2 pseudogenes are annotated in these 12,721 nt (G+C 71.6%); both read right to left on the bottom strand.

Annotated elements, in window-relative coordinates:
- Positions 1-318: 318 nt before the first annotated feature.
- Positions 319-1,095 (bottom strand): annotated as a pseudogene (locus Pflav_RS49225) (polyketide synthase dehydratase domain-containing protein); the annotation flags it as partial.
- A gap of 168 nt (positions 1,096-1,263) precedes the next feature.
- Positions 1,264-12,660, bottom strand: a pseudogene (locus Pflav_RS48360) (type I polyketide synthase); the annotation flags it as partial.
- Between the last annotated feature and the right edge of the window lie 61 nt (positions 12,661-12,721).

The following is a 12,721-nucleotide window of genomic DNA, read 5'->3' as shown; positions in this document are numbered from 1 at the left end:
CGGTCCGGTGGTGACCGCGCCGGTGGTCACGACGGCCAGGGTGGTGGCGGCCCACCGCTCGTCGGCGAGCCAGGCTTGCACCGGGGCGAGCACGGCGGCTGTGACCTCCCGTACGGCCAGGGGTGCGGGTGCCGCCACGTCGGGCCGCGACACCCGGATCGCCACGATCGGCGGCACCTCCAGCCGCTCGTCCAGCTCGGACAGGTCGTCGACGAAGAGCGGCGCGACACCGGATTCCGCCTGCGCCGCCGTCCAGTCCAGGCGCAGGAGGGAGCCGGCGACGTCGGTCGCGTTCAGCTGGTCGGAGGCGACGGGCCGCAGGGTCACCGCGCGGGCGGCGGCGACGGGGGCCCCTGACGGGTCCGCGGCCAGCAGTTCGAGCCCATCGGGTACGCGGGACAGCCGTACCCGCAGCTCGGCGGCGCCACCGGCCACGAGGTCGAAGCCTCGCCAGTCGAGCGCCACACCTCGCACGCCGGCGCCTTGGAGCCCGGCGGCTGCGGCGGCGTGGAAGGCGGCGTCGAGCAGCGCGGGGTGCAGCCCGAAGCGGGCGACGTCGCGGCGCTGTTCCTCGGCCAGGGCGACCTCGGCGAAGATGTCGTCGCCGCGGCGCCACGCGGCGCGCAGGTTCTGGAACGCCGGGCCGTACCCGACCTCGTCCTCGCCGTCGTACCAGCCCTCCAGCGGGATGCTCTCGGCGCCGGCGGGCGGCCAGGTGTCGAGGTCGCCGGCGGCGGGCGCCTCGTCGGTGGCGGCGGTGAGCACGCCGGCCGCGTGGCGGGTCCAGCCGTGTTCGTCGCCCTCGGGCCGGGACCAGATGGCCACCTCGCGCCGGCCCGCCTCCCCGGCGGCCGCGACGGTGACCTGGATCAGCCGTACGGCGGCGGTGAGCACCAGCGGCCTCTCGACGGTGAGCGAGTCGAGGTGTGCTGCCCCGACCTCGTCGCCGGCCCGGATGGCGAGCTCCACGAAGGCGGTGCCGGGCAGCAGCGCGGTGCCCATGACCGCGTGGTCGGCGAGCCACGGGTGGGTCTTGACGGAGATCCTGCCGGTGAGCACGACCCGGTCACCGTCGGCGAGCGCCACGGCCGCGCCGAGGATCGGGTGGTCGGCTGCGGTCAGGCCGGCGCCGGTCACGTCCCCTGTGGAGTTGGCCGCGATGTCGAGCCAGTAGCGGTTGTGCTGGAACGCGTACGTGGGCAGCTCGACCGTCCGCGGCCGCACACCGTCGAACGCCGACTTCCAGGTGACGTCGACCCCGTTGGCGTACGCCACGCCAAGGCTCGTGTACAGGCGCTGGAGGCCGCCCTCGTCGCGGCGCAGCGTGCCGGTCAGCCACGCCGGGGCACCCGCTGCGTCGATGCTGTCCTGGACGCCGATCGTCAGTACCGGGTGGGCGCTGGCCTCCACGAAACCCCGGAAGCCCTCGCCCAGCAAGGTTTCGGTGGCGGTGGCGAACCACACCGTCTGGCGCAGATTCCGATACCAGTAACCGGCGTCCGCCTGCGATCCGTCGACCCATCCTCGCTCCACGGTGGAGTACCAGGCGGTCTGTGCCCGGCGCGGCCGGACCGGTGCCAGGACCTCGGCAAGCTGCGCCTCGATCGCCTCCACCTGCACCGAGTGAGAGGCATAGTCCACCGCGATTCGCCGGTTACGCACCTCCCGCGCGTCCAGGAACCGCAGGAACTTGTCCACCGGCCCGGTCAGGCCGGCGACCACCACGGATCCGGGACCGTTGACGGCGGCGATGGACACTCCGTCGTGGCCTTCGAGCAGTTCCTCGACCCGCTCCACCGACGCCGCCACCGACACCATCGCACCGCCACCAGCCAGCTCCCGCAACGCCTTCGACCGCAGCGCTACGACCCGCGCACCGTCCTCAAGCGACAACGCACCCGCGACACACGCCGCCGCGATCTCACCCTGCGAATGACCCACCACCGCAGCCGGCTTCACCCCGTAGGACCGCCACACCTGCGCCAGCGAAACCATCACCGCCCACAGCACCGGCTGGACGATGTCGACCCGCTCCAGCAGCTCCGGGTCGGCTACGGCGTCCCGCAGATCCCAGTCCACGAACGGCGACAGAGCCGCCGCGCACTCGTCGAACGCCGCCGCGAAGACTGGTGAGTCCTCAAGCATTTGCACGGCCATGCCGACCCACTGCGAGCCCTGACCGGGGAACACGAACACCACACCCCGACCAGCACCCCCACCCGGGCCCGCACCTTCGGGGTCGGCGTCGGCGAAACCCCGCAGCGCGGCGCTCAGCTCCGCCACGTCACGACCTGCGACGACCGCCCGGAACGGCATCCGCGACCGGGACAACAGCGACCAGCCCACATCAGCGGGCCGTTGAACTCCGCCGGCGGTGAACGACGCCAACCGGGCCGCCTGGCCGCGCAACGACTCCTCGGTCCTGGCGCTCAGCACCCACGGCACGACCGGTGCCGCATCCTCGGCTGGTGGGGGTTCGGGGGTGTCGCCTTCTTCCAGGATGACGTGGGCGTTGGTGCCGCTCACGCCGAAGGCGGAGATGCCCGCTCGGCGGGGCCGGCCGTTGGGAGTCCATTCGACGGGTTCGGTGAGTAGTTCGATCGCGCCGTCGGTCCAGTCGACCTGATCGGTCGGGGCGTCCACGTGCAAGGTACGGGGCAGCATCCCGTGCCGCATCGCCAGGACCGTTTTGATGATCCCGGTAACTCCAGCTGCTGCCTGGGTGTGACCGAGGTTCGACTTCACCGAGCCCAACCACAGTGGACGTTCCCGGCCCTGCCCGTAGGTGGCCAGCAACGCCTGGGCCTCGATCGGGTCACCCAGCACAGTCCCGGTGCCGTGGGCCTCCACCACGTCCACGTCACCAGTGGTGAGGTCGGCACTGGCCAGCGCCTGCCGGATCACCTTCTCCTGGGCCGGTCCGTTCGGCGCCGTCAAACCGTTGCTCGCACCATCCTGATTGACCGCGCTACCCCGCACGATCGCGAGAATGTTGTGGCCGTTACGGCGCGCGTCCGAAAGCCGCTCCACCACCAGCACACCGACACCCTCGGCCCACGCCGTGCCATCCGCACCGGCCGCGAACGACTTACACAACCCGTCCGGCGCCAGACCACGCTGCCGAGAAAACTCCACAAACGTCGCCGGCGTCGACATCACCGCCACACCACCAGCCAACGCCAGCGTGCACTCACCCTGCCGCAACGCCTGCGCAGCCAAATGCAACGCCACCAACGACGACGAACACGCCGTATCCACCGTCACCGCCGGACCCTCAAGCCCAAACGTGTACGACACCCGTCCAGAAATCACACTGCCGACATTTCCGGTCAGCACGTAGCCCTCGACGCTGCCGGGGTCACTCCCGGCCAGCAGCGCCGTGTAATCGGTGGAAGCGGCGCCCACGAACACACCGGTACGGCTTCCCCGCAGTCCGGCCGGGTCGAGGCCGGCCCGCTCTAGGGCCTCCCAGCAGGCCTCCAACAGCAGCCGCTGCTGCGGGTCCATGCCCATGGCCTCGCGCGGGCTGATCCCGAAGAAGCCCGGGTCGAACTGTGCGGCGGACACGAACCCGCCCTGCCGCACATACGACGTGCCGGACTGGTCGGGGTCGTCGTCGAACAACCGCGTCAGGTCCCAACCACGATCATCAGGGAAATCGGTCACCGCGACGTCGCCGTCGGCCAGCAGCGACCAGAACTCCTCCGGCGAATCGATACCACCAGGCAGCCGGCAGCTCATCCCGACAATCGCGATCGGCTCATCCACCACCGCCGCGGCATGCACCACCACCTCAGCACGGGCACCGGACAACTGCCCGAGCACGAACTCGGCCAGCACCGCCGCATTCGGATAGTCGAAGACGAGGGTGGCCGGCAGGCGAAGGCCCGTGGTCTCGGTCAGCAGGTTGCGCAACTCGACCGCAGTCAACGAGTCGAAGCCCATGTCGTTGAACGCCACCGCCGCATCGACCGCCTCGGGTCCGGCGTGCCCGAGCACCCGGGCGACCTGGTCGCGTACCAGCTCCAGGATGTGTGCCTGCTGGCCGGCGTTGTCCAGGCCAGCCAGTTGGGTAGCCAGTCGTGACTCGCCACCGGCATCCGGCTGTGTCTGGGCGGCGGCTTGGACCTCGGGCAGGTCGTCCAGCAGGGGACGGGGGCGGGCCGCGGTGAACCCGGCAATAAACGGCTCCCAGTCCATGCCGGCCAGCACCGTGGTGGTGTAGCCGGCCTCCACACTGGCTTGCAGCCCAGCGATCGCGGTAGCCGGGTCCAACGGCACCACACCACGCTTACGCAGATAGTCGGTGGTCTCACCGGCCGCCATACCGTCACCAGCCCACGCACCCCACGCCACCGACGTCGCCGCGAGACCGCGTGCGGCCCGGTTAGCGGCCAACGCGTCTAGGTAGGCGTTCGCGGCCGCATACGCGCCCTGACCACCGCTGCCCCAAACCGCCGCGATCGACGAGAACAACACGAACAGCTTCAACGGCCGGTCACCCAGCAGCTCGTCCAGGTTTCGGGCACCATCGACCTTCGCCGCGAGAACCGCGTCGAACTCCTCCAAGCCACAATCGGCCAACGGGGTCAACTGACCGGCACCGGCCGCGTGCACCACACCAGTCAAGTCCTGGATGTCCGCCAGCAACGCGGCCAGGGCATCACGGTCGGCGACGTCACAGGCGACCACATCGACCTGCGCGACGCCGGCGGTTCGTAGCTCCTCACACAGTTCGGCCGCACCCGGACTGTCGAGGCCGCGGCGGCTGGTCAACACCAGCCGCTCGACACCACGCCCGGCCAGCCAGCGGGCCACGTGACCGCCGAGGGCGCCAGTGCCACCGGTCACGACCACCGTGCCGTCGACCGTCAGCTCCTGTGACGCTGCCGGTGCCGGGGCGGCGTGCCGCAGCCGACGCACGAACACACCTGCCGGGCGGACGGCGAACTGGTCCTCCGCACTCTCGCCGGCCAGGATGCCGATCACCCGGTCCCAGCCCGTGTTGTCGTGCAGGTCGATCAGGCCACCCCACCGGCCCGCCGCCTCCAGCCCGATGACCCGACCCAACCCCCACACCTGAGCGGCGTCGGCATCCACATCAGCTTCGGTGTCGCCGGTCCAGACTCCGTTGGTAGTGATCAGCCACAGCGGCGCCTGCACACCGGCATCGCCCAACGCCTGAGCCAGCACCAACACCGCACGCGGGTCACTACCGGCGTACACCACACCCGCGCACGGGCCGAGCTGCCCGGTGAGGGCATCCCGATCGGTCAGATCACCCTCGACACGCACAACCTCCGCGCCGGCAGCAGCCAGGTGCTCGACCGCCGCCGGGTCGCCGGCGACAAGCCACCGACCAGCCAGAGCGCCCGACGCCGTCGCCACAGTCCACGGCTTCCAGGCGACCTCGTACCGCCAGCCGTCGATCACCGCCTTACGGGCATCACGCTCACGCCACGACGCCAACGCCGGCAACAGCTCCCGCAACGCCTCTGACTCGGCGGGCACACCCAACTCCAGGGCCAGCGGCTCGACCTCGCCGCCGACCAGCTCCCAGAACCGCGAATCGACCGCATCCAGCCCTCCCGCTGGACGGGTCACGTCGATCCAGAAGCGGGAGTGCTGGAACGCGTACGTTGGCACGTCGACGATCCGGGGCTGCCACGGACTGAAGAACGCCTCCCAGTCCACGCCGACGCCGTGGCTGTGTAGCCCGGCCAACGCGGCGACGGCGGCCTCGACCTCGTCCCGATCTCCCCGCAGCGACGCGAGGGCCACACCGTCCGGTGCGCATTCCGGAATCAGCGCGGTCAACACGCCCTCGGGCCCGAGCTCCAGGAACGTGCCCACACCCTGCCCAACCAGCCACGAGACCGTGTCAGCGAAACGAACCGGCTGCCGCACGTGCCGCACCCAGTAATCGACCGTGTCCACCGGCTCCGCGAAGGGCAGCAACGGCTCCCGGAACGTCACCCCGGCCAGAGCGGCGGCGAAATCGTCCAGCATCGGTTCCATCAGCGGCGAATGGAACGCATGCGAGACCGTCAACCGCTTGACCTTGCGGCCCTCACCCCTGAAGAAGCTTTCGAGGGCGTCGATCTGGCCGCCGTCACCGGCCACCACCACCGACGTGGGCCCGTTCACCGCAGCCACGCTCACCAGGTCCGTCAGATGCGGCAACACCTCGGCCTCGGTAGCGCGGACCGCCAGCATCGCCCCACCAGACGGCAGCGCCTGCATCAACGACGAACGCGCCGCCACCAGACGAGCCGCATCCGCCAAGTCGAAGACACCCGACACATAAGACGCCGCGATCTGACCAATCGAATGACCCGCCACAAAGTCCGGGCTCACACCCCACGCCTCGAACTGGGCGAACAACGCCACCTCGACCGCGAAAATCGCCGGCTGCGCATACAAGGTCTGGCCCAACGCATCGACGTCGGACCACATCACCTCCGCCAGCGGACGCGGCAGCAAACCGTCGAACGCGGCACACACCTCGTCGAACCTGGCAGTGAAAACCGGCAGCACACCATGCAACTGCCGGCCCATACCCAGCCGCTGCGAACCCTGACCGGTGAACACCACAGCCAACCGACCGACGCTAGGCGTTACGCCCGTCGAAAACCTCAGATTCTCCACTGTGGAGCCGACCGCGTATGCCCGATGCGCGAACCGGGTCCGGGCCGTCGCGAGCGTGTACGCCACGTCCACCGGCCGCACACCAGCCCCAGTAGCGAAGTCAGCCAGACGAAGAACCTGACCCCGCAACGACTCTTCGGTCTTCGCCGACACCAGCCACGGCACCACCGGCGCCACATCCTCGGCCGGTGCAAGCGCGGGGGCGTCGCCCTCTTCCAGGATCACGTGCGCGTTGGTGCCGCTGACGCCGAACGACGACACGCCCGCTCGGCGCGGATGCCCGTTCGGAGTCCACTGCACCGGCTCGGTCAACAACTCGACGCTTCCGGCCGACCAGTCCACCTCAGGCGTTGGCGCGTCCACGTGCAACGTGCGCGGCAACATTCCGTGCCGCATGGCCATCACCATCTTGATGATCCCGGCGGCGCCAGCGGCCGCTTGCGTGTGACCGATGTTCGACTTGACCGAGCCGAACCACAGTGGACGCTCGCGGCCTTGCCCGTACGTGGCCAGCAACGCCTGCGCCTCGATCGGATCACCCAACCGGGTACCCGTACCGTGGGCCTCGACGGCGTCCACCTCGGACGGGGCCAGTCGCGCGTTCGCCAGGGCCTGCCGGATCACCCGCTCCTGCGACGGACCGTTCGGCGCGGTGAGGCCGTTGCTGGCACCGTCCTGGTTGACCGCACTCCCCCGCAGTACCGCCAGCACCTGGTGCCCCTTGGCCCGCGCGTCCGAGAGCCTTTCGACCAGCAGAAGTCCGACGCCTTCACCCCAGCCGGTGCCGTCGGCGGCCGCCGCGAAGGCCTTGCACCGCCCGTCGCCGGCCAGCCCTCCCTGCCGGGAAAACTCCACGAACGCTCCTGGCGTCGACATCACCGTCACACCACCGGCCAGCGCCAGATCACACTCGCCCTGGCGCAGCGCCTGCGCCGCCAGGTGGAGTGCCACCAGCGACGACGAGCACGCGGTGTCCACAGTGACCGCCGGCCCTTCGAGCCCGAACGTGTACGACACCCGGCCCGACACCGCGCTGCCGGCCATACCGGTCAGCGCGTACCCCTCGACGCTGGCCGGGTCGGCGGCGTGCAGTGCCGCATAGTCCTTGCTGTCGGCGCCGACGAACACGCCGGTACGGCTGCCCTTGAGCCCGCCGATATCCAGGCCGGCCCGCTCGAACGCCTCCCACGACGCCTCCAGCAGAAGCCGCTGCTGCGGGTCCATGGCCAGTGCTTCGCGCGGGCTGATCCCGAAGAACGCCGGGTCGAACTCCACCGCGTCGTACACGAAGCCGCCGAGCCCGGTCCGGCGGATGTCGCGCGGGCCGGTGACCTCCCATCCCCGGTCGGTGGGGTACGCGGAGAGCCCGTCGACGCCGCCTTCGACGAGCCGCCACAGGTCGTCGGGTGAGCCGACGCCGCCGGGATACCGGCAGCTCATCGCGACGATGGCGATCGGCTCGTCGGCGGCGACGGCGGCGTGGACGACGACCTCGCGGCGGGTGCCGGCGACCTGCCCGTCGAGGTAGCCGGCGAGGGCTCGTGGGTTCGGATAGTCGAAGATGAGCGTGGTGGGCAGCCGGAGCCCGGTGGCCGCGGTGAGCCGGTTGCGCAGCTCGACCGCGGTCATCGAGTCGAAGCCGAGCTCGTTGAACGCTCGCTCGGCGGCGATCGGGGCGGCCGAGTCGTAGCGGAGTACGGCGGCGGCGTGGCCGCGTACCAGGTCGACGAGGAAGTTCTCCCGCTCTGGGCCGCTCAGTCCGGCGAGCTGCTGGCCGAGCGGGGTGTCGCCGGCACCGTCCGGCCCGGCGCCGCCGGCGGGACCGGGGTCGAGGGCATGGCGCGCCTCCTCGATGTCGTCGAGCAGTGGCCGGGGGCGCGCCGAGGCGTACCCGGGTGCGAAGAGGTCCCAGCCCATGTTGGCGACGGCGATCACGGTGGCGCGCTGCTCGACGGCGTCCTGGAGGGCGGTGACGGCGAGGTCGGGTGCCATGCCGTAGATGCCGCGGCGGCGTAGCTCCTGCTCGGCCGAGCCGCCGGCTGCCATCCCGTCGCCCTCCCAGGCGCCCCACGCCACCGACGTCGCCGCGAGCCCGCGTGCGGCCCGGTTGGCGGCGAGGGCGTCCAGGTAGGCGTTCGCGGCCGCGTAGGCGCCCTGACCGCCGCTGCCCCAGACCGCCGCGATCGACGAGAACAGCACGAACAGTCGCAGCGGCCGGTCACCCAGCAGCTCGTCCAGGTTTCGGGCACCGTCGACCTTCGCCGCCAGGACGGCGTCGAACTCGTCCAACCCGCAATCGGCGAGCGCGGTCAGCTGACCGGCTCCGGCGGCGTGCACCACACCAGTCAGGTCCGGGATATCCGCCAGCAGCACGGCGAGGGCGTCGCGGTCGGACACGTCGCACGCCACCACATCGACGCGGGACACACCCGCGGCGAGCAGTTCCTCACGCAGCTCCGCCGCACCCGGACTGTCGAGGCCGCGCCGGCTGGTCAGCACCAACCGCTCGACACCACGCCCCGCCAGCCAGCGGGCCACGTGACCACCGAGGGCTCCGGTGCCACCGGTGACGACCACCGTGCCGCCGATCGCCAGCTCCTCCACCGCCGCCGGTGCCGGTGCGGCGTGCCGCAGCCGGCGCACGAACACACCCGCCGGCCGTACCGCGAACTGGTCCTCCGCACCCCCGCCCGCCAGGATGCCGACCAGCCGATCCCAGCCGGCGTCCCGGACGTCGATCAGGCCACCCCACCGGCCCGCCGCCTCCAAGCCCACGACCCGGCCAAGACCCCACACCTGCGCAGCATCAGCGTCCACGTCCCGATCGGTGTCGCCAGTCCACACCGCCCCACTCGTGACAAGCCACAGTGGAGCATCAACACCGGCCTCACCAAGCGCCTGCGCCAACACCAGCACCGACCGCGCATCACCACCGGCATACACCACACCAGCACACGGACCGGCCTGCACCAGCTGAGCCACCAGAGCAGGCCGGTCGGTCAGATCACCCTCGACACGCACCACCTCGGCACCGGCAGCAGCCAGGTGCTCGACCGTGGCCGGGTCGCCGGCGACAAGCCACCGACCTTCGAGGCGAGCAGGCGCGGCCGCCGGTGTCCAGGGCTTCCACGCGATCTCGTAGCGCCAGCCGTCAACCAGGGCGCGGCGGGTGTCCCGCTCACGCCAGGAGGCGAGCACCGGCACCAGCTCGCGCAAGGCCTCCGAGTCGGCGGGCACACCCAACTCCAGGGCCAGCGGCTCCATCTCACCCCGGCCGACCAGCTCCCAGAACCGCGCGTCGCCCGCGTCCGAGAACACGGCCGTCACCGCGGGAGCGTCCAGCCAGTACCGGGAACGCTGGAACGGGTAGGTCGGCAGGTCGACAACGCGCGGCTGCCACGAGGCGACGGCCGGGGTCCAGTCGACCGCAAGACCGTGGACCCAGGCGGTACCGAGGCTGGCATAGAGGCGCTCCGGGCCGCCCTCGTCCCGGCGCAGCGTACCCGTGACAAGTGCCGTCACACCCGCGGCGTCGGCGCTCTCCTGGATGCCCGCGGTCAGCACGGGGTGGGCGCTCGCCTCGACGAAGGCGAGGTGGCCGGCGTCGAGCAGCGCGCTGGTGGCCTGGGCGAACCACACCGTCTGGCGCAGGTTGCGATACCAGTAACCGGCGTCCGCCTGCGTACCATCGACCCAGTCGCGCTCCACTGTGGAGTACCACGCGGTGTGTGCCCGCTGGGGCCGGACGGGGGCGAGCAGCGCGGCCAGCTCGACTTCGATCGCCTCGACCTGGGGCGAGTGCGAGGCGTAGTCCACGGCGACCCGCCGCGTACGCGCCGTCAGCGTTTCCTGGAAGGCCTCCACTGCCGCGGTGGCGCCCGCGACGACGACGGAGGCCGGCCCGTTCACTGCCGCGATCGCGACCTCGTCGTGGCCGGCCAGCCACGCCTCGACGTCGCCGACCGGGGCCGCGACGGAGAGCATCGCCCCGGTGCCGGCGAGCCGGATCAACGCCTTGGAGCGCAGGGCGACCACCCGGGCGGCGTCCTCTATGGAGAGTGCTCCGGCCACGTAGGCCGCCGCGATCTCGCCCTGAGAATGGCCGACGACGGCGGCCGGCTCGACGCCGTACGACCGCCAGAGCGCCGCGAGCGAGACCATCACCGCGAACAGGGCGGGCTGCACGACGTCGACCCGTTCCAGCAGCTCGGGGTCTGCCAGCGCGGTACGCAAGTCCCAGTCCACGTACGGCGAGAAAGCCACCGCGCACTCGTCGATCGCCGCCGCGAATACCGGCGAGTCCTGAAGCATCTCGGCGGCCATGCCGGCCCACTGCGAGCCCTGGCCGGGGAAGACGAAGACGGCCTTGGCGCCGGACACGGCGCCGGCCGGGCCGGTGAGCACGCGGGCCCCCGCCTCACCGGCGGCGAGTTCGCGCAGCGAACGCACGAGGTCGTCGCGGTCGTCGCCGACGACCACGGCCCGGTGCGGCATCGCCGCACGCGCGGTCAGCAGCGACGACGCGATGTCGCCGAGCCGCGCGTCGCCGCCTTCCGCGTATCCGGCCAGCCGGGCCGCCTGCGCCCGCAGCGCCGGCTCCGACCGGGCGGAAAGCACCCACGGCACGATCGGGGCGGCGTCGAGCGCGGGGGCGGGCGCCGGGTCGGGGTCGCCCTCCTCCAGGATCACGTGCGCGTTGGTACCGCTGACGCCGAACGAGGACACGCCGGCGCGGCGGGGACGTTCCCCGTCGGTGGTCCACGGCGCAGCTTCGGTGAGCAGGGAGACGTTGCCCTGCGACCAGTCGACCTCGGGGGTGGGCTCGTCGACGTGCAGGGTTTGCGGCATGGTGGCGTGCCGCATCGCCATCGCCATCTTGATGATGCCGGCGACGCCGGCGGCGGCCTGGGTGTGGCCGATGTTCGACTTCACCGAGCCGAGGCGGAGCGGGCGGTCGGCGTCGCGCCCCTGGCCGTAGGTGGCGAGCAGGGCCTGCGCCTCGATCGGGTCGCCGAGCCGGGTGCCGGTGCCGTGCGCCTCGACGACGTCGACGTCGCTGATGGACAGCCGTGCGCTGGCGAGGGCGTGGCGGATGACCCGCTCCTGCGACGGCCCGTTGGGGGCGGTGAGGCCGTTGCTGGCACCGTCCTGGTTGACCGCGCTGCCCCGGACGATCGCGAGCACGTGGTGACCGTTGCGGCGGGCGTCGGTGAGCCGCTCGACGACGAGCATGCCGATGCCCTCGCCCCAGCCGGTGCCGTCGGCCGCGCCGGCGAACGACTTGCACCGTCCGTCGACCGCGAGCCCTCGCTGCCGGCTGAACTCCACGAACGTGGTCGGGGTCGCCATGATGGTGACGCCGCCGACGAGCGCCAGGTCGCACTCCCCCTGCCGCAGTGCCTGGCCGGCGAGGTGCAGCGCGACGAGCGAGGAGGAGCAGGCGGTGTCCACTGTGACCGCCGGACCTTCGAGACCGAAGACGTAGGCGATGCGGCCCGACGCCACGCTGCCGGCGTTGCCGGTGCCGAGGTAGCCCTCGACGTCGTTGGGTACCTTCTCCACGCCGGCGGCGTAGTCGTGGAGCATCACCCCGGCGAAGACACCTGTCTTGCTGCCCTTGAGGGAGGTGGGGTCGAGGCCGGCGCGTTCGAAGGCCTCCCACGAGGTCTCCAGGAGCAGCCGCTGCTGCGGGTCCATCGCCAGGGCCTCGCGCGGGCTGATCCCGAAGAACGCGGGGTCGAACTGGGCGGCCTCGTACACGAACCCGCCCTCGCGGACGTAGCTCGTGCCCTGCCGCTCGGCGTCGCTGTCGAACAGGCTGCCGTTGTCCCAGCCGCGGTCGGAGGGGAAGGGCCCGATCGCGTCGGTACCGGTGGCGACGAGCTGCCACAGCTCCTCGGGGCTGCTCACTCCGCCCGGGTACCGGCAGCTCATGCCGACGATCGCGATCGGCTCCGACGAGAGCGCGGCGAGCTGCTCGTTGCGCTGCCGCAGCCGCTCGTTCTCTTTCAGCGACGCCCGCAGTGCCTCGACGACCTGGTCGGCCGATGTGGCCATGTTTCGACCTCCGTGG

Origin of the sequence: Phytohabitans flavus (genome assembly GCF_011764545.1) — a bacterium.
Taxonomy (GTDB): Bacteria; Actinomycetota; Actinomycetes; order Mycobacteriales; family Micromonosporaceae; genus Phytohabitans; species Phytohabitans flavus.
The sequence above is the reverse complement of the archived record's forward strand: the minus strand, read 5'-3'. Positions and strand labels throughout refer to the sequence as shown.